Origin of the sequence: Actinosynnema mirum DSM 43827, from assembly GCF_000023245.1 — a bacterium.
Lineage (GTDB): Bacteria > Actinomycetota > Actinomycetes > Mycobacteriales > Pseudonocardiaceae > Actinosynnema > Actinosynnema mirum.
In genome coordinates, this window is sequence record NC_013093.1 from 4592596 (window position 1) to 4610851 (window position 18256).

The window sequence follows — 18256 nt, forward strand, 5'->3', positions numbered from 1 at the left end:
GCCCGGCCCGGCGGTCCGGCTCAGCGCAGGGCCACGACGACGCGCTCCTGCAGGTCCTGCCACACCACGCCCGCCTCCGTGAAACCGGCGTCGAGCAGCGCGGCCTCGTGGAAGCGGTGCGAGGCGCCGGTCCAGTCGCGGGCGCCTTCCGGCCACAGGGCCGCACGTCGGGCCAGCGCGTCCGCCAGCGACGGTTCGGCCTGCACCGCCTCCCACCAGCGCTCCCAGGACTCCGCTCCCCCGGCCAGCGCGCGTTCGCGTCGTGACAGGGCGATCGCGTCGCTCGCCTCGCGCAGCCTGCTCCCCGGCGGGTGCGGCAGGTAGTCGGCGTTGAGCAGCACGCCGTCCGGGCGCAGCAGTCGCAGGGCGCGGCGGTAGGTGGCGGTCAGCACGGCCGGGTCCAGCCAGTGCAGGGCCGTGCTGGACAGGACCGCGTCGAACGTGCCGTCCACGCCGTCGGCGCCCAGGGCGTCGGGCCAGTCCGGGTCGCGCAGGTCCGCGCGCACCCAGCGCAGGCGGCCGTCCACGTCGCCGAGCGCGCCCTCGCCGATCGCCAGGAGCACCGGGTCGACGTCCACGGCCACCGAGCGCGCCTTCGGCAGCAGGCCCAGCAACCTGCCGCTGATCGCGCCGGGCCCGCAGGCCAGGTCGAGCACCACGAGGTCCTCGGCCGGCTTCAGGTGGGCGAGCACCTCGAACATGACCTCGTACACGCGGTCGCGGTCGGCGATGTAGGCGGTCTGCTGCACGTCCCAGCGGGCGAGCAGGTCGGGCAGCGGGTTGGGCTGGTCGGTCACGCGGGGTTCCTCTCTGCGGTTCGGTCCGTGCCGGGCAGCCGGGAGAACCCGAGGTGCGCCTGCCCGGTGTCGGGGTCGACCCACCGGCAGGCTCGGACCCCGAAGACCTCGGCGACCAGCTCCGCGGTGAGCACCTGTGCGGGTGGTCCGTCGGCGACGATCCGGCCCCGGTGCAGCACGTGCACGCGATCGCAGTACGCCACGGCCAGCGCCAGGTCGTGCATGACGGTGAGCGTGGTCGTGCCGAGCGCGCGCACCAGGTCGAGCAGCTCCAGCTGGTAGCGGATGTCCAGGTGGTTGGTGGGCTCGTCGAGCACGAGCAGCTTCGGCTGCTGCGCCAGCGCCCGCGCCAGCAGCACCCGCTGCTTCTCCCCGCCGGAGAGCGTGTCGAAGTCGCGCCCGGCCAGGTGCGCGACACCGGTCCTGGCCACCGCCTCCGCGCAGATCCGCCGGTCGTCGGCGGTGTCGCGCTCCAGCGGGCCCTTGTGCGGGTTGCGGCCCATCGCGACCACGTCGGCCACCTTCAGCGCGAAGTCGCTGCCGCTCTCCTGCACCACCACGGCGGTGCGCCGCGCGGACTCGCGGGCGGTGAGCCCCCACACGTCGGCCCCGTCGACCCGCACCGCCCCCGCCGCCGGGCGCAGCGCCCGGTAGACCGCGCGCAGCAGCGTGGACTTGCCGCTGCCGTTGGGCCCGACGACGCCGACCACCTCCCCCGCGCCCACGGTCAGGCTCGCCCCGGCCACCACCGGACCGCCGCCCAGCTCCACCGAGACCCCGTCGACCACGACCCTCGGCGGCCCGCTCCCGTTCGCGCTCACCCGAACCTCGCCTCCCGCCCGGCCTCGCGCTGCCGCAGCAGCCAGATGAAGAACGGCACCCCGAACACCGAGGTGACGATGGACAGCGGCAGGTCGCTCGGCGCGAGCACGGTGCGGGCGGCCAGGTCCATCAGCACCAGGAACACCGCCCCGGTGAGCGCGGCCACCGGCAGCAGCGCGCGGTGCTCCGAGCCGACCACCATCCTGCACAGGTGCGGCACGATCAGCCCGACGAACGCCACCGCGCCGCTGACCGCGACGACGACCCCGACCACCAGCGAGGTCACCACCAGCATCCGCACCCGGAACCGGGCGACGTCCAGGCCGAGGGAGACCGCCGTCTCCTCCCCGGCGAGCAGCGAGTTCAGCGACCGGGCCTGGGTGAGCAGGTAGAGCACGCCCGCGACCACGCACGCGGCGGGCACGCCCACGTCGCCCCACTCGGTGGAGCCGAGGCTGCCGAACAGCCAGACCAGCACGCCCTGCACGTCGTAGGGGCTGGCGTGCAGCAGCAGGAGGCCGTAGAGGGCCTGGAACAGGTAGGCCAGCGACACCCCGGCCAGGATCAGCCGGAACGGGGTGACCCGGCCTGCGCGCTGGGCCAGCAGGTACACCAGCAGGGTGGCCACGAGCGCGCCCGCGAACGCCGCCGAGGACAGGCCGAGCCCGGCGACGGCGGAGGAGCCGACCACCAGCACCAGCACGGCCCCGAGGGACGCGCCGGAGGAGACGCCGAGCAGGTACGGGTCGGCCAGCGGGTTGCGCACCACGGCCTGGAGCACGACCCCCACCGAGGCCAGCCCCGCGCCGACCACGGCGCCCAGCAGCGCCCTGGGGAGGCGGAACTGCCACACGATGTGGTCGTTGACCGGGTCGGCGGGGCGGAACAGGTCGGCGGAGAGGTGGTGCAGCACGACCTGCGCGGTCTCCCGCAGCGGGACGCGCACCGGGCCCAGCGAGGTGGCCAGCAGGACGCTGAGCGCCAGCGCGCCGCCCAGGCCGAGCAGCACCACCGCGAGCCGGGCGCGGCGCGGGGCCGCCTCGGGCGCGCGGGTGGTCTCGGGGGCGGAGGTGGTCATCGCTCCCCCGTGGCGCTCGTGGGCGGGGCGCTGGTCGGCGGGGCGCTGGTCGGCGGTTCGGCGTCGAACGCGTCCGGGTGCAGGGTGCGGGCCAAATCCTCCACGACGTCCACGAAGCGCCAGCCGGGCGTGTTCGCGGTGTCGTAGGTCAGCGCGGTGCGCTTGTCCTTGCTGGCCTTCAGCTGCGGGAAGGTGCGGTAGAGGTAGTCGGTCTTCGCGGCGAGGTCCTTGTCGTCGTTCGGACTGGCGCCGATCAGGAAGACGGCCGGGTCGGTGGCGGCCACGCGCTCCTGGGAGACGTCCAGGAATCCCCGGCGCCCGCCCCCGGTGTCGCCGAAGACGTTCGACCCGCCCGCGAGCGCGATCACCTCGTTGACGAAGGCGTCGCGGGTGCCGGTCATGATCGGGCCCTCGCCGCCGTAGTAGTAGAACACCGGCACCGGCTCACGGCCGGCGACGCGGCGCTGCACCTCGGCGATGCGGGCCTTCATCGAGTCGACCACCTCGGCGGCCCGCTCCTCGACGTCGAAGATCGCGCCGAGGTCGGTGAGCGCGCGGTAGGTGAACCCGGTGCGGACCGGGGTGTCCTCGGGGCACACCAGGGCGTAGACCCGCGCGCCGATGGCCTGGAGGTCGTCCACCGTGGCCAGTCCGGGGGCGAGCTGGTCGGGGCCGCCGTACTCGGAGTTGACGTAGGCGAGCAGCAGGTCCGGGCGCAGCCCGAACATCTGCTCCTTGCCCACCGGCACGTAGCTGTCCGGGGACTCGTCCGGGACGCGGTCGAAGTCGGCGGCCTGCTCGGGCAGCGGGGTGTCCACCGGCGTGATCTGCGCGATGGCCCGCTCCCCCAGGCCGAGCCCGAAGAAGACCTCGGCGGCGGACTGGAAGCCGAGGTAGACGCGGCCGGGCGCGCGGTCGAAGGTGACCTCGCGACCGCAGTTCTCCACGGTCACCGGGTAGTGGCCGGACGGGTCGGGCTGATCCGTGACGCCGCCCTGGACGCCCGTCGCGCACCCGGTGAGCAGGGCGGACGACAAGAGCAGCGCCGCCGCGAGCGGTCTGCTGCGGGCGCGCCAGGGGCGAGCCACCGCGCTGTGGCCTGTCGTGGACAAGCTCCACCACCTCATCTCGGACTCGGGTCCCGGCCGGGCGCCGGGGTTCGGGGGGCGGCGCGGACGGTCGCGGCTGCGGCGACGCAGAGCGCGGTGAACAGGCCGAACACCACGGCGGCGCCCGGATAACCGCCCGCCGCCAGTCCCGCGCCACCGGCCGCCGCGCCCAGGAACAGGCCGAGGCTCATGCCGGAGGCGTTGACGCCCAGCGCGGTCCCGCGCAGGTCGCCGCCCCGGCGCACCAGCAGCGTCACCACCGAGGCCACGCCCACCGCGTGGCTGGCCGACAGCACCGCCGTGCACACCAGGGCGAGCGGCAGCGCGGGCGCCAGGTAGACGCCGAACAGCGACAGCAGCGCGAGCGGCAGGAACAGGTGCAGCGCGCGGCGGGCGCGCAGGTCGGAGCCGGTGGTGTTGACCAGGCGGCCGGTGATCAGGTTGCCGAGGAAGAACGAGGTGCCGCTGAGCGTCCACACCAGCGCGAACAGGCCGGGCGTCAGGCCGAACCGGTCGGCGTAGAACGGGGCCAGGTAGGCGAGGTGCCCCTGGAACGCGGCGGCCTGGCCGAACGAGACCAGCAGGAGCGCGCGGGCGCCCGGCACGGCGGCCAGGCCCCGGAACGCCGCGAAGTAGCCGTGCCGCGCGGCCGGGACGTGCCGGTCGCGGCCGTGGCGGAGGAGCACGGGGGTGAGCGCGACGGCGAGGACCGCGATCGCGACCAGGTCGCCGCGCCAGCCCCACCACAGCGCGGGCAGCGCGACCAGCGGGGCGACGAGCGTGGCGGCCAGGGTCTTGGTCGCGGTGACCAGCGTGGCGGCGCGGGCGGCGGACGGCCCGGAGCCGAACCGGTCGGCCGCCGCCGTGGTGAGCGCCGGGTAGAGGACCGCGTTCGACACGCCCACCAGCAGGCAGAACGCGGCCAGCGCGGGCAGTTCGGCGACCGTGCCGACCAGGGAGGCGGCGGCGAGCAGCAGCAGCCCCCAGGCGGCGACCCGGCCCGGCGGCACCCGGCCGATCAGCGGGGCGGCGGCCACGCCGACCAGGACCGCGCCGACCCCGCCCAGGCCGCGCAGCGCGCCGACGGTGGCGTCGCCGCCGCCCGCCGCGTCGGCGATGGGCACCAGGAACGTGCTGTAGACGGTGAAGGGCAGCAGGCCCAGCACCGAGGCGACCAGGGCGGGCAGCACGGCGGCGGCGATGCGCCGGTCGCTCTCGGGGCGCTCCTCGGCTGTCCGCTCCTCGGGGGACGCGCTGTCGGGGGACGCGCTGTCGGGGGCCGCGCTCACCGGGTCCGCCCCAGCTCGGCGCGGATGACGTCGAGGTCCTCGTGGAAGTCGCGCACGGTGAACGCGTCCGTGAGCGGCTCGCCCGCGCGGAGTCCGGCGGCGCGGGTGAGGGCGTCCTCGTAGCGGGCGAGGAGCCCGTCGATCGTCGGGCAGGGCACGCCCAGGCTCCGGGCGACGCCCTGGACGACCTTGGTGCGGTAGTAGTCCTCCTTCGGCATCCTGGGCACCTCCCAGCGGCCCTCGGCGTCGCGGAAGACCCGGCGGATCGGGATGGCGGAGAAGTCGAAGTAGCGGCCGTCGGCGTCGGGCTCGGAGAACGGGTCGACCAGCAGCGAGGCGTAGCGGACGTACACGAGGTAGTCCTGGTGCACCGGCGGCAGCTCCTCGAACCGCTCGACGTCCCGGCGCGAGATGCTCTCCGGCCGCACCGGGTAGCTGTCGTCGACCATGAACCGCAGCAGGTTGACGCCGTCGACGCCCAGCTCGGCGACGACGGCGGTGATCTCCCGCCACTGGCTGACGATGTCGTTGACCAGCGCGGGTGACACCGGGCCCTCGGGGATGAGCTTGTAGACGTACTTGACCGGCGTGGTCTCGAAGAACACCGCGTTCAGGGTGAGCTCGTTCATGAACAGCGCCGGGTGCACGTAGAGGGAGATGTTCCTGGTCTCGGCCTCCAGCGGGCCGGAGACGGCCACCGGGTCCACGCCGAGGCCGCGGTGCAGCTCGCGCAGCAGCTCCAGGTTGGGGGTGCCGCCCCGGTCGGAGCCGAGGTAGAGGCGTTTCTTGACCCCGGCGGTGAGGACGTGGGGCGACGGGGCGCCGTCGGACCAGCGGGTGTCGCCGAGGTAGCTGGAGAGGCTGATCACCTCGGCGTCCGCGCCGAGGCCGCGCAGGCGCCCGCGCACCAGGGCGTGCGAGCCGAACGTCGGCGAGACGAGGACGACGCAGCCCAGGCCGCGCAGCACCTCGGGGTCGATCCGGTCGAGCACCGGGGTGTAGGCGTCGGCGGTCACCGCGAGCACGAGCGCGCCCCACCGGCCGGTGACCGCCTCGTAGCCCTGGAACACCTCGGCCACCGGGTGCTCGCCCGCCGCCGCGCGGTGCTGCTCGTTCTGCACGTCGACGCGGACGGTGCGGCCCGCGCGCTCCAGCCCGGCGAAGAACGCCGCCGAGCGGGCGGAGCGCCTGCCCGCGATCCCGACCGCGCTGCCCCGCCCGGTCCCGAGCAGCACGGCCAGCTGCGCGGTGGTCGGCCCGGTCCCCGCGACGAGGACCCGCTGGAAGTCGTCCATCCCTGTTCCGATCTGCGCAGTTCCGAGCTGCGCGCTGGGCGCGGTCACGCCTTGGTGTAGAGGGCCACGTCGAAGATGTGCTCGGGTCGCAGGACCGAACCGGCGCGCACCCACCTGCCGGGGTCGACGGGCCGGGTCGGGTAGTTGAACAGGGACTTGAGGTGGTCCCCGTAGCGCACGGCCACGACCACGTCGGGACGTGCGGTGGCGTGGAGGGCGTCGAGCAGGTCGTACTTCACCGGGACGGTCGAGCTGAAGATGACGTGCGTGGCCTCGGCGGTGAACGCCAGTTCCGGGAGCGGGGTGGGCTCCAGGGTGATGTCCAGGCCGTCGCCGAGGGCCTGGACGACTCTGCGGCCCAGCGCGATGGCCTCGGGGTCGATGTCGACGCCGACGACGCGGGCGCCGGTGAGGCGGGCGACGCGCAGCGGGGTCATCGGGAACGAGCCGGAGCCGACGAGCAGGACGCGCGAGTCGGCGGTGAGGTGGAACGCGCCGAACTCGTCCGCGATGCAGGACTCGACGTTGTCGAAGTAGCCCGCCTTGGCGGTGCGGCCGTCGAGCAGGTCCAGGGCGCGGTGCTTCTCCATGATCGCGGCGCAGCGCGCGGACGAGGAGCGCAGCTCGTCCACCAGGGGCGCGAACCACGGCGGGTCGGTGTGCGCGAGCGCGTCCCAGGCGGCGTGGTGGCGCGGGTCGGTGACGAACGCGGAGTAGTCGCCGACGACGCGCTCCACGTCGGGGGCGTGGCGGGTGGTGCCGTCGTAGCTCGCGGCGGCCCGCCGCAGGGCGGTCAGGTGCCCGTCGAGCAGCGGTCGGAGTTCTGCGGTGCCCATGCTCCTCCTGTCCCGGTGGTGCGCTGTCCCGGTGGTGCGCGGTTCGGCGGCGGCGGTCGGCTAGAGGTAGGCCCTCCCCTCGGCCACGACCCGGACGGTGCCCTGGACGCGGACGCCGGTGAGCCCGCCCCGCGCGTCGTGGTCGGCGGCGACGGTCATCACGCCGCCGGGTTGGCGCACGCGCGTGGTGACGGAGGTCCGGCCCTTCCAGGCCAGGTAGGCGGCCAGCGCCGCCGCGCCCGACCCGCAGCCGCGCTCCCAGACGGCGCTGCCCAGCAGGGGGACGTGGACCAGCGGGGTGAGGTGGCCGGAGCGCGGCTCGTAGAGCATGACGCCGACCAGCGAGGCGTCCTCGCGCTCGCCGAGCCGGGCCGCGAGGCGCTGGGCCCACGTCCTGAGCGCCCGGTCGGGTCGGCCGGTCTCCACGACCACGTGCAGCGAGTCGTCGTAGCGCACGAGCGCCACCCCGTCCGCGCCGCGCTCCACGGACTCCGGGAGCGGCATGGCGAGCTCGCAGGTGTACTCGCGGGCGTGCCGCAGGACGCGACAGCGGACCAGGTCCCGCGCGCCGGAGGCTTCGAGGACGACGTCGACGGGGTGGCCGCCCGCCAGCTCGTCGGGGGGCGCGGCGAGCGCGGCGAGGGCCATGCAGGCGTTGCCGCAGAACTCGCCACCCGCCATGCGCAGGCTGATGTCGGCGTCGGGTGATCCGGGCTTGCGCACGAACCCGACCTGCTCGGCGTGCAGGTGCTCGTAGGCCATGAGCCGCAGGGCGATGTCCCGGTGCTCCTCCTCGGGGTGCTCGGTGCGCACCAGGAGGGTCATGTTCTGGGTCGGGTCCAGCTTCACGAAGTCGATCTCATGGCTGATCAAGGCGGGCCTCCCGGTAACCGGGTGAGGTCGTGTCCCACCGAACCCTCCTCCAGTCCCGCCGCCGACCAGGGGCGACAGCGCATCGTGAGCAACTCGTCACGCTAAGGGGTCGGGCACTGGAACGAGGGAGTTCCCGGCCTGCAACAATTGTGACGCGCGCCACATCCATCCACGACGACGGCCGCCGCCCCGAGCACGGGAGCGGCGGCCGTCGTGGGCCCGCGGCGGACTAGCAGTACTGCTGGGTCGGCCGGTCGTGGAAGGTCACGCCGGTGACGGTGAACGGCCGGGTGAAGTAGCGCCAGACCGGGCCGAAGCAGCTCTCGTACCGGCGGATCGTGCCGTCGTCGAGCTTCTCCTCGTACGACACGTGCGCGTAGCGGCCGGTGTTGTTGTAGAGCCGGAATGCCACCGCCTCGCCGCTCCAGTCACCGGTCGTGCGAATGGTCGGGACGGCGTCGGAGGGCTCGCCGGGGATCACGAAGACGGACCAGGTGCAGAAGTCGGCGACGTCGCAGTTCGGCGGCAGCGGCGCCGGGATCGGGTCGGCGGACGCGGCGGGGGAGAAAACGGCGAGACTGGCGGAAACGGCGAGCAGGGCGCTGAGCACGCGGAACCTCGACCGCATTCAATTCCTCCTCAACAGGGAATAATGATCTCCGTGGACGCTAGCAGCGCCCGACGGTCCGTACAACATTCAACTACCTGTCGATTCCATGAGCACACCCCCAGCTTTCCGGGCACCCGCACCCCTGGATTTCCAGCGCTTCGGCGAACAACACCCGAATGCGCGCGCCGAGTGCTGCGGCAGGCCGAAGAAAGCGGCCCGATTAGGGGCGGGTAGGGGTTTTTCTCCGGGTTTCCACCGAGCGGAACGCGATTACGCTCGGGCCGGTCCGGACGAGTCGCCGAGGACGCCGACCGCTGCCGACGGGGGGAACGCGGTGGACCACCAGGAACGCCTCACTCCGCACATGAAGCAGTACGAGGACCTGACCGCGGGCGAGTTCCGCTGGTTGCCCTACCTGGTGTTCTTCAACCGGGTCGACTACCGCTCGGACGTGGTCACCACCGACGCGGGCGGGTTCCGGACCAGCCACGGGCCCGGCGGCGCCCACTCGCTGGCGGGGCCGCGCGCCCCCGGTGAGGTCAGCGTGCTGCTCGGCGGGTCGCCCGCCTTCGGGTTCGGCGCGACCCGCGACGAGCGCACGATCACCTCCGAGCTGTCGCGGGGACCGGGGGCCGCCGCCTGGCTCAACCTCGGCGCGCCCGCGTTCAACTCCACCCAGGAGCTCGTGCTGTTCCTGCTGCACCGGCACGAGCTGCCGAGGCTGCGCGACGTGGTGGTGTTCTCGGGCCTGAACAACCTCGTGGTCGCCGGGCTGCCCGACGCGCGCGCCGACTACGGCCAGTTCTTCTTCTCCGGCGAGTTCTTCCGCCAGCTGGGCGTTCCCGACCCGAGCGAGCAGATCCGGCAGCCGAGGTGGGCGCTGGGCGGGCTCGCCCGGCGCATCGGCCGCAAGGGCGGCGCGCCCGAGCCGGAACGGGGCGCGGGCACGCTCCGGGAGCGGATCGACCTCGCCGTCGAGCGCACCACCCGCGACCTGGAGCGGCTCGCCGAGCTGGCCGCCCCCACCGGCGCGCGCGTGCACTTCGTGCTCCAGCCCGTCGAGCGCTGGACCGGCAAGACCCGCTCCCCCGAGGAGAGGGCGCTGATCGAGGAGGCGCCGCCGGAGCGCGCGGCGGTGTGGAACCTGTTCGGCCCGGTGCTGGACCGCGAGGTGCACGAGCGGTACCGCGATCGGGTCGCCGCCGCGTGCGCCGAGCGCTCGCTGTCGTTCTTCGACGCCAACCCGGTCCTGGACTCGCCGGACTGGCACTTCGTCGACCCGGTGCACCTCACCGACGAGGGCAACCGGGTGGTGGCGCGGGCCATGGAGGCCGCGCTGGGGCTGCACCGCGATCACGAGGGGGTCGGCTGATGTTCCGCAGGATCGTCGAGTTCTTCAAGCGCCGCAAGCGCAAGCGCCGGGGCGACAGCTCGATCTACCCGATGTTCTAGCCGATGTCCCAGCCGGGCCGCCGGGCCCGGATCCGCGTGCCGAGCGGGAGAGCCGGGGGTGTCCGTGTCGGAGTCAGAGCACCGCGCCGCGTACCTGAGGGCGCTGGACCCGGAGTGGCCGCGCCCGCGCGAGGACGAGCTGCCGCGCCTGCTCGCCGCGCTGGCCGAGGCGCCCGCCGCCGAGGCCCTCGCCACCGAGGCCCTCGCCACCGGGGAGGCCGACGCCGAGCTGACCGGGCCGGACGAGCTGGTGGCGGGCGTGCGCGAGTGGAGCGCGGCGGAAGCCCTGGTGTTCCGGGAGATCCTCGCCGGGCCGTCCACCGGGTCGGCGCAGGCGCGGGTGCTGGCCAACTGCGCGCCGCTGGCGCTGTCGGCGGGCGCGTGGTTGCAGTGGCTGCCCAGCGCGGGTGACGCCGAGAGCGAGCTGACGCTGCGCGTGCTGGCGCTGTACGCCTCGGACGTGGGCGTCGGCTACCCGCACGCCGATCGCGGCAGCGACTACCGGGCGCTGCTGCGGGCGCACCGGGTCCGCGACGAGACGCCCGGCCCCCGGCTGGCGGGCAGCGACCGGATCGAGAGCGCCGCCTTCCGGTTCCCCGCGCTGCTGCTGGCGATGAGCCGCCTGCCCCGGCGGTTCCGGCCCGAGCTGCTGGGCGCGGACCTGTGCCTGCGCGCGGTCGGCGTGCTGCCGCCGCTGGCCGGTGCGGGCGCGGACGCGCTCGGCGTTCCCCTGGGGCTGCTGGACCTGGGCGCGGCCAGGTGGGACGAGCCGCGTCCCGCGCTGGAGCTGTCCCTGGCGGCGGCGGAGGCCGTGCTGGCGGCCGGTGACGGCGCGCGGCTGCGGCACGGGTTCGCCTGGGCCTGGCACGAGCTGCGGCGGTGGTGCGCCGGGCTGGCGCGGGAGGTCCGCCTGGCCACCCACCCGGACTACGACGTGTGGCGGCTGATCTGGACCAGGGCGAGGCAGGCCGCCGTCTACCACGGCGGGTTCCCCCTGGAGGGCCGCCCGCTCGCGCACTGGTTCGCCGACGTGGACGCCGGTCCAGGCGCGTTCCTGGACGCGCTGGCGCGCAGCGCGCTGGTCCGCCCCGGACAGCCGGACCGGAGCCCGCTGCTGACCGGGCTGATCGGCGAGAAGGGGCGGATGTTCCGCGTCTTCACCGAGGACGAGGTCGCCGTGCTGCGCCGCTGGATCGCCCAACTGCCCCCGCCGGGCGCCGAGGTGGGCGCGGCGGGGAGCGTGCGGGAGGAGCTGCACCGGGCGCAGCGGTCGTGGAGCCGCAACGGCGACCTGCCCGAGGCCGACCACCGGTCCACAGTGGACCAGGGTGGCGACTTCGGCTCGCCGTCCCCGCGCGCGGCCTACCGGACCCTGCTGGGCCGCGAGGACCCGCCGGGCCTGCGCCGCTTCGCGCACGACTACGCCACCCGGTGGCTCGCCCGCTCCCGCTACGGCCTGGACCGCGCGCCGGGGCAGCTGCCGCCGCGCTGGGACCCGGAGACCGGGCTGCGCGCGTGGCTGGCCGCCGAGCACGAGCGGCACAGCTCCGAGCACGAGGCGGGACGGCCGCGCGTCCCCGACCGGGAGGCGCTGGTCGAGTCGACCCTCCAGCTCGCGCCGCTGATCATGATCGACGGCGGGTGGCTCCAGGGCTTCACCGACCACCAGCACGCGTCCTCGGCCTCGGGCCACTTCCTGTTCCAGACCTACTGGGACGAGCTGGGCAACGGCGTGCGGGAGCTGAACCACCCCGGGATCTACCGCGACCTGCTGCGCGAGATGGGCGTGGACCTGCCGCCGACCGACTCCCCCGAGTTCACCGCCTGGCCCGGCCTGCACGACGAGTCCTTCGAGCTGCCGGTGTACTGGCTGTGCGTCTCGCGGTTCCCCAGGACGTTCCTGCCGGAGATCCTGGGCCTGAACCTGGCGATGGAGCTGTCCGGGGTCGGCGGCGGGTACCGGGACTCGCGGATCGCGTTGCGCCACCACGGTTTCAGCACCCAGTTCGTGGACCTGCACAACACCATCGACAACGTCTCCACCGGCCACTCGGCGTGGGCCGTGGACGCGATCGACGGCTACCTCGCCGAGCTGCCGCCCCTCGCGGGCCGCCGCGACGACGACGCGGTGTGGCAGCGCGTCCGGACGGGTTACCGCTCGCTGAACCCGCCGGAGGGCGTCGTGGCGACGCTCTGCGGAACCGTGAGAGCCCGTACCACCAGGTACGCGCGGCGATGAGGAGCCAGGGCGTGGCGGGAGCGGCACTCGGGATCTCGGCCTACTACCACGACAGCGCGGCGGCGCTGGTGGACGCGGGCGGCGTCGTCGCGGCGGCGCAGCAGGAGCGGTTCAGCAGGCGGCGGCACGACGCGTCGTTCCCCGACCTGGCCGTGCGCTACTGCCTGGCGGAGGCGGGCGCGAAGCTCGACGACCTCGACGCCGTCGCCTACTACGAGGACCCGCGGCTCAAGCTGCGCCGGGTGCTGGCGACGTTCGCGGCGACCGCGCCCAGGGCGTGGCCCGCGTTCCGCGACGTGGCGCCGGAGTGGTTGGCGTGGAAGGGAAGGGCCGCGTCGGTGGTGCGGAACCGGTTGCGGGGGCTGGGCCTCGGCGCGGTGCCGCCGGTGCGCTGCTACCGCCACCACGAGTCGCACGCCGCGTCGGCGTTCCTGCCGAGCCCGTACGAGTCGGCGGCGGTGCTGTGCGTGGACGGGGTCGGCGAGTGGGCGACCACCAGCATCTGGCACGGCCGGGGCGAGCGGGTGGAACCGGTGGCGGAGCTGCGCTTCCCGCACTCGCTGGGGATGCTGTACTCGGCGTTCACCCACTTCTGCGGCTTCAAGGTCGACTCCGGCGAGTACAAGCTGATGGGCCTGGCCCCGTACGGTAGGCCGGTCCACACGCGGCTGATCCGCGAGGAGCTGGTGGACGTCAAGCCGGACGGCTCGTTCCGCCTGCACACCACCAAGTTCGAGTTCCCGCGCGGCCGGGTGATGACCGGTCGGGCGTTCGAGGAGCTGTTCGGCGGACCGCGCAGGCTCCCGGAGGGACCGCTGACCGAGCGCGAGTTCGACCTGGCCGCCTCGGTGCAGCAGGTCACCGAGGAGATCGTGCTGGGACTGGCGCGGGCCGCGCGCGAGCGGACCGGCGAGTCGAGGCTCTGCCTGGCGGGTGGGGTGGCGCTGAACTGCGTGGCCAACGGCAAGCTCGCGCAGCGGGGGCTGTTCGACGAGCTGTGGGTGCAGCCCGCCGCCGGTGACGCGGGAGGCGCGCTGGGCGCGGCGCTGCTGGCGGCACGTCCGCCGCGTGCGCACGTGGCGGCCGGGAAGGACGCCATGCGCGGCGCGCGGTTGGGGCCGTCCTGCACCGACGAGGAGGTCCGGGCGCACCTGGTCGAGCGCGGCCTGCCGCACCACGAGCTGACCGCGCCCGAGCTGTCGGCGCGGGTGGCGGACCTGCTGGCGCGCGGCAAGGTGGTCGCCTGGTTCCAGGGCCGGATGGAGTTCGGGCCGAGGGCGCTGGGGTCGCGCTCGATCCTGGGCGACGCGCGGGACCCGCGGATGCAGTCGACGATGAACTTGAAGATCAAGTTCCGGGAGTCGTTCCGCCCCTTCGCACCCGTGGTGCTCGCCGAGGACGCCGCCGACTACTTCGACCTGACCCAGCCGAGCCCGTACATGCTGATCGTGTCCGGGGTCGCGGAGGCGCGCCGCCTCCCGGAGGAGGCCGACCTGACGGGTCTGGACCGGTTGCGCGCCAAGCGGTCCACCATCCCGGCGGTGACGCACGTGGACCACTCGGCGCGCGTGCAGACCGTGACCGCCGACACCGATCCCCGGCTGCACGCCCTGCTCACCGAGTTCAAGTCCAGGACCGGCTGCCCGGTCCTGGTCAACACCTCCTTCAACGTCCGGGGCGAGCCGATCGTCGCCACCCCGGAGGACGCCTACCGCTGCTTCATGCGCACCGACGTCGACGCGCTCGCGATCAACGACTTCCTGCTGCTGAGAGCGGACCAGCCGCCGTGGCGCGAGGAAGCCGACTGGCGCGACGAGATCCCCCTGGACTGAGGAGAACCCCGGTGCACCCGCTGCTCAAGCTCCTGCTGACCCCGCTGCTGCTCCTGGTCTACGCCTTCGTGCTGACCCCGGTGGCCCTGGTGGTCCGGCTGTTCCACGACCCGCTGCGCCGCGACCCGGACCCAGGGGCCACCACCTACTGGAGCACGCCAGGGGTCACGAGTCGCCGGACGGGCCGGTGATCGTGGTCCCGGTCGCCACCGGGACGCCGAGGTCGGGCGAGCCGTCCGAGTTCCAGCCGATCTTCTGCGCGCGCGTGGTGCGGGTGGTGCCGCAGCCCTGGCCGGCGGAGGAGTTCGCGTGGTAGACGACCCAGGTCTCGCTCTCGTCGGGCGACCTGACGAAGGAGGCGTGGCCGGGGCCGTAGACGCCCGCCGCGTCGTTGCGCTGGAAGATCGGCGTGGACCTCTTCACCCACGAGCTCGGCGACATCGGGTCGCCGCCGGTCCAGGTCAGCATCCCGAGCTTGTAGTCGGGCGTCTGGCAGGAGCTGGCCGAGTAGGTCAGGAACGTCTTGCCCGCGTTGTACACCGCGTACGGGCCCTCGTTGACCGCCCCGCCCTGCCGCTCCCACGACAGCGTCGGCGAGGAGATCCGGACCCCGTTGCGCGAGACCTGCGCGGGTGAGGACATCGGGGCGATGAACAGGCTCTGCTCGCCGCCCCGGAACGCCGAGTAGACGAAGTGGTTGGCGTAGCCGTTGAACCGGACCACGCTGCCGTCGATCGCCCACCCGGCGTCGGGCTCCAGGTTGAGGATGCCCCGGTAGGTGTAGGGGCCCAGCGGGTCGGTGCCGTTGCTCTCCAGGACGCCGGTGCGGCGCTGGCCCTGACCGGGGGTCGCGTCGGCGGAGAAGTACAGGTGCCACCGGTTGTTGATCCACTGGAGGTCCGGCGCCCACATGGTGCAGCAGCCGGGACCGGGGGCGAGGGTGAACACCGTCTGCTCCGCCGCGGTCTTGAGCCCCGCCATGGTGGAGGACTTGCGCATGACGATCTTCGAGGACCAGGTCGTGGCCACGTAGTACCAGTTGCCGCCGCTGTGGACGATCGACGGGTCGGCGCTGTTGGGCGCGCCGACCAGGGGGTTGGTGAAGGACGGGCCGGGCGCCGCGACCGCCTGCGGGGCGGTCGCGGCGGCCAGCGCGGACGCGAGAACGGCCGCCGCGGCGAGGGCGGTCAGCCGCCGCACCGCCCGCAGCCCACTTCGCACCGACATCGGGGTTCCTCTCCTGGAACGGGTGCTGGAACGGGTGCTGGAACGGGGTGTCGGCGGCGGTGTCGGCGGCGGTGTCGTGAGAACGGGGGTCAGGTCTGGGCGCGGCCCCACTGCTGGTTCGCGCCGCTGCCGCAGGTGAGCTGCTGGACGTCGGCGCCGTCCTGGAGCCCGGAGCCGACGACGTCGAGGCACTTGCCGCTGTGCCGCGCGACGATCCGGAAGTGGCTGCCGCTCGCCTGCCACTGCCACTGCTGGTTCGCGCCGGACCCGCAGGCGTACTGGATGACGTTGGCCCCGTCGGCGGTGGAGGCGCCGGCCACGTCCAGGCACTTGCCGCTGTTGCGGTTGACGATCCGGGAGTACCCGTCGCCGGTGTCCCGGAACTCCCACCTCTGGTTGTCGCCGCCGTTCCAGGCCCACTGCTTGACCTCGGCGTTGTCGGCGGTGGAGGCGGACACGACGTCCAGGGAACGGCCGCTGTTGCGGTTGTCCACGCGGTAGGCCGCCGCTGGGGAGGGCAGGTCGGCCACGGCCAGGACCGTGCCGTGGCGGCACCCGGCGCAGGCGACCTGGCCGAGCCCGGACCAGGAGTCGAGGTCGGCGCTGGTGGCGGTCCACATGCCGCCGTTGGTGTACTTGTCGACCCAGATCCGCCAGGTCCCGTCGGCCATCCGCAGCACGGCGGGCCCCTCGTGGCCCGAGGTCCACAGCTGACCGCGCAGGGTCCACCCGCCGGTCAGGCTCGTGCCGACCCAGTGCTCGATGTACTTGGTGGTCTCGTTCTTGGTGAACGCGTGGTAGGCGCTCCCGGACTTCACCACGTAGGTGTCGATGTGGTTCGCCCCGAGCCCGGACATCTGCACGGGGGCGCTCCACGAGGTCAGCGCGGCGTTCTGGGCGGTGAAGACGTAGGGGCGGAAGCAGTTCGAGCAGGTGGTCTGGTCGACGCTCACGATGATCCGGACGACGCCGTTCTCGACGTAGAACTCGGGCGCCCAGGTGAACCGGGTGTTGGCGATGCCGGAGTTGACGCTGGCGACGTGCGTCCAGGTGAGCAGGTCGGGGCTGGAGGCGATGTTGAAGTAGGTGGAGTTCGTGGTCCACGACTGGACGGTGTGGGCGACGTAGTAGAGCCCGTTGTGCCGGATGACGCTGGGGTCGCGCAGCACGCCGGACGGGCCGCGGTAGTTCGTGTCGGCGAAGGCGCTGAAGCTGGTGCCGTTGGTGGAGGAGTAGACCCACAGCTCCTGGTCGGCGGCGCCGTCGCCCTTGAAGGTGGTGTAGAGGTACCCGGCGGCGGCCTGCGCGGGCGGCGCGACCGCCACGGCGGTGGCGGCGGCGGTGAGCAGGGCGAGGCAGAGGCGGGCCAGGCGGCGCGCGAACGTCGGTGGTCTGTGCACGGGCGGCCTCCTGGGCAGCGGGAGCACGAGAGCCGCGCCGGGGGTGTCCGGCGCGGTGCGGTCGACATCGACAGCTGCGCTCGTGTCCGCCGACCAGGGCGGCGGAGGCGGCGACCAGGCCCACCGGCACGGCCTTGTGACTGGGGTCACCGACTCGTGTGAACGCTAACGCCTCCCCGGCCGGTCGTTCAAGAGTCGGTCCTGGCCGCTGGCCGGTGAAGTCTTGACAGCTTCACGCGGGCACCCCCGCAGCCTGTTATCGCTAACAGCGGAGGGCTGCGATCAATCGGAGCAGTTGCCACCGGTCGACCGAAACCCCGTCATCCCTTCGGCGGCGGGAACGGGTGGCGAAAACGGCGAACCGGACAGCGGGTGTCGAAAACCCGCCGACCGCTCCGGCCACATTCCGACGACATTCGGAGCCAGGCGGACGCAGGAGTTCCGCCATCCGCAAAAACAGGTCGACCAACTCGCAGGACGACGATCGCTTCGAGATCGGACGGCGAGAACTCAAACATTTTCCAAGAAGAGCGTTTCGGAGCCTGAAGGTTTTCTATTTCGCACAGAATAACAGCTCCTTTCAGAATGAGTTGGTTGGGGTTTTTGCCGGTGGGGAACCCGGTGGGGCATGGCTGCGCCGTGGATCGTCGATGACGAGCTGTGGGACCTGGTCGAGCCGTTGATCCCGGTCCCGACCAGGAACTTCCGACACCCCGGCCGTAAGCGGTTGCCCGCCCGCGAGTGCCTGCAGGGCATCCTGTTCGTGCTGCACACCGGCATCGAGTGGGCCGACCTGCCCACCGAACTCGGGTTCGGCTCGGGTTCGACCTGCCGCCGCAGGATGCTCGAGTGGGCCCAGGCAGGGGTCTGGCAGCGTCTGCACGAGGCGGTGCTCGCCGACCGCGGCTACGACCGCCAGGCCAACCGGAACACCCTGCGACAGCGAGGGATCGTCCCGCTGATCGCCCGACGCGGCCAGCCGCACGGCTCCGGGCCGGGCACGCTGCGCCGGGTGGTCGAACGCACCCCGTCCTGACTGCACCAATACCGCAGGCTGCACATCCGCCGGGACCACCGGGCCGACCTCCGCCAAGGCTTCCCGAATCCGGCCTGCGCACTGATCCGCCACCGACGCCTCCACTCATTCTGAAAGGAGGTCCGAGAAGACTCAACCTCTTCACCTGCAACCACTCCTCCACAACAACGGCAAATACGCCCCGGATTCCAGTTTGCCAGTAATAGTGTCGACACGCAGACCCACCGGCCGAGAGCAGTCGGAGTGCATCCGAACGGCGGTGTCACGCACTTATCGATCCCTGCAGGGTGAATTCAGGGGAACTTGACGGCGGAACAGCCGTCGAAAGCTTTTCCCTTTCCGTCGTGAAAGTCATTCGAAC

At 73.2% G+C, this 18256-nt stretch carries 15 protein-coding genes and 1 pseudogene; 5 read left to right on the forward strand and 11 right to left on the reverse strand.

Going from position 1 to position 18256, the window contains the following annotated elements:
- Window positions 1–20: 20 nt before the first annotated feature.
- From AMIR_RS19490 to AMIR_RS19530, 9 genes are all read right to left on the reverse strand, one after another.
- Window positions 21–797 (reverse strand): class I SAM-dependent methyltransferase, encoded by a 777-nt coding sequence (locus tag AMIR_RS19490; RefSeq protein ID WP_015802671.1) that lies wholly within the window; start codon window positions 795–797, stop codon window positions 21–23.
- On the reverse strand, window positions 794–1618 hold the full coding sequence (locus AMIR_RS19495; protein ID WP_015802672.1) for an ABC transporter ATP-binding protein: 825 nt from the start codon (window positions 1616–1618) through the stop codon (window positions 794–796). Before AMIR_RS19495 ends, AMIR_RS19490 begins: the two co-directional genes overlap by 4 nt.
- A complete protein-coding gene (locus AMIR_RS19500; RefSeq protein ID WP_015802673.1) occupies window positions 1615–2697 on the reverse strand; it encodes a FecCD family ABC transporter permease in 1083 nt (360 codons plus the stop codon). Before AMIR_RS19500 ends, AMIR_RS19495 begins: the two co-directional genes overlap by 4 nt.
- On the reverse strand, window positions 2694–3809 hold the full coding sequence (locus AMIR_RS19505; protein WP_187313425.1) for an ABC transporter substrate-binding protein: 1116 nt from the start codon (window positions 3807–3809) through the stop codon (window positions 2694–2696). Before AMIR_RS19505 ends, AMIR_RS19500 begins: the two co-directional genes overlap by 4 nt.
- A gap of 11 nt (window positions 3810–3820) precedes the next feature.
- Window positions 3821–5095, reverse strand: coding sequence for an MFS transporter (locus tag AMIR_RS19510; RefSeq protein WP_015802675.1), 1275 nt, complete (start codon window positions 5093–5095; stop codon window positions 3821–3823).
- On the reverse strand, window positions 5092–6390 hold the full coding sequence (locus AMIR_RS19515; RefSeq protein ID WP_015802676.1) for an opine metallophore biosynthesis dehydrogenase: 1299 nt from the start codon (window positions 6388–6390) through the stop codon (window positions 5092–5094). Before AMIR_RS19515 ends, AMIR_RS19510 begins: the two co-directional genes overlap by 4 nt.
- Window positions 6391–6434: 44 nt before the next feature.
- Window positions 6435–7226 (reverse strand): class I SAM-dependent methyltransferase, encoded by a 792-nt coding sequence (locus AMIR_RS19520; RefSeq protein WP_015802677.1) that lies wholly within the window; start codon window positions 7224–7226, stop codon window positions 6435–6437.
- Window positions 7227–7286: 60 nt separating this feature from the next.
- Complete coding sequence (locus tag AMIR_RS19525) at window positions 7287–8099, reverse strand: histidine racemase CntK family protein (protein WP_015802678.1); 813 nt, start codon at window positions 8097–8099, stop codon at window positions 7287–7289.
- A 229-nt stretch (window positions 8100–8328) separates the two neighbouring features.
- A complete protein-coding gene (locus AMIR_RS19530; protein ID WP_015802679.1) occupies window positions 8329–8727 on the reverse strand; it encodes a hypothetical protein in 399 nt (132 codons plus the stop codon).
- 346 nt (window positions 8728–9073) lie between these two features.
- Here AMIR_RS19530 and AMIR_RS19535 point away from each other — a divergent pair, with 346 nt between their 5' ends.
- The 4 genes from AMIR_RS19535 to AMIR_RS19550 all read left to right on the forward strand — a co-directional run bounded on the left by AMIR_RS19535 (window position 9074) and on the right by AMIR_RS19550 (window position 14423).
- A complete protein-coding gene (locus AMIR_RS19535; RefSeq protein ID WP_015802680.1) occupies window positions 9074–10081 on the forward strand; it encodes an SGNH/GDSL hydrolase family protein in 1008 nt (335 codons plus the stop codon).
- A gap of 144 nt (window positions 10082–10225) precedes the next feature.
- Entirely contained in the window at window positions 10226–12400 is a 2175-nt protein-coding gene (locus AMIR_RS19540) for an iron-containing redox enzyme family protein (RefSeq protein WP_222840685.1), read from the forward strand.
- A gap of 11 nt (window positions 12401–12411) precedes the next feature.
- Window positions 12412–14232, forward strand: coding sequence for a carbamoyltransferase family protein (locus AMIR_RS19545; RefSeq protein WP_015802682.1), 1821 nt, complete (start codon window positions 12412–12414; stop codon window positions 14230–14232).
- Window positions 14233–14243: 11 nt separating this feature from the next.
- A complete protein-coding gene (locus AMIR_RS19550) occupies window positions 14244–14423 on the forward strand; it encodes a hypothetical protein (protein WP_041836879.1) in 180 nt (59 codons plus the stop codon).
- Here AMIR_RS19550 and AMIR_RS19555 read toward each other — a convergent pair.
- Together AMIR_RS19555 and AMIR_RS41160 are read right to left on the reverse strand one after the other, a co-directional pair.
- Window positions 14398–15459 carry a glycoside hydrolase family 43 protein gene (locus AMIR_RS19555; RefSeq protein WP_015802683.1) on the reverse strand — a complete coding sequence of 354 codons (1062 nt, stop codon included), beginning with the start codon at window positions 15457–15459 and terminating at the stop codon, window positions 14398–14400. The genes AMIR_RS19550 and AMIR_RS19555 overlap by 26 nt on opposite strands.
- Before the next feature lie 89 nt (window positions 15460–15548).
- Window positions 15549–16859, reverse strand: a complete 1311-nt coding sequence (locus AMIR_RS41160) for an RICIN domain-containing protein (RefSeq protein WP_015802684.1) — start codon at window positions 16857–16859, stop codon at window positions 15549–15551.
- A gap of 628 nt (window positions 16860–17487) precedes the next feature.
- On the opposite strand from AMIR_RS41160, the pseudogene AMIR_RS19565 reads away from it, so the two are divergent.
- Window positions 17488–18009 (forward strand): annotated as a pseudogene (locus AMIR_RS19565) (transposase).
- The last annotated feature ends 247 nt before the right edge of the window (window positions 18010–18256 follow it).

What these genes read in the sequence shown, in the direction of transcription:
- AMIR_RS19535 (WP_015802680.1), top strand. Translation starts at nt 9,074, where the DNA reads ATGAAGCAGTACGAGGACCTGACCGCGGGCGAGTTCCGCTGGTTGCCC.
- AMIR_RS19515 (WP_015802676.1), bottom strand. Translation starts at nt 6,390, where the DNA reads ATGGACGACTTCCAGCGGGTCCTCGTCGCGGGGACCGGGCCGACCACC.
- AMIR_RS19530 (WP_015802679.1), bottom strand. Translation starts at nt 8,727, where the DNA reads ATGCGGTCGAGGTTCCGCGTGCTCAGCGCCCTGCTCGCCGTTTCCGCC.
- AMIR_RS19555 (WP_015802683.1), bottom strand. Translation starts at nt 15,459, where the DNA reads ATGTCGGTGCGAAGTGGGCTGCGGGCGGTGCGGCGGCTGACCGCCCTC.
- AMIR_RS19520 (WP_015802677.1), bottom strand. Translation starts at nt 7,226, where the DNA reads ATGGGCACCGCAGAACTCCGACCGCTGCTCGACGGGCACCTGACCGCC.
- AMIR_RS19500 (WP_015802673.1), bottom strand. Translation starts at nt 2,697, where the DNA reads ATGACCACCTCCGCCCCCGAGACCACCCGCGCGCCCGAGGCGGCCCCG.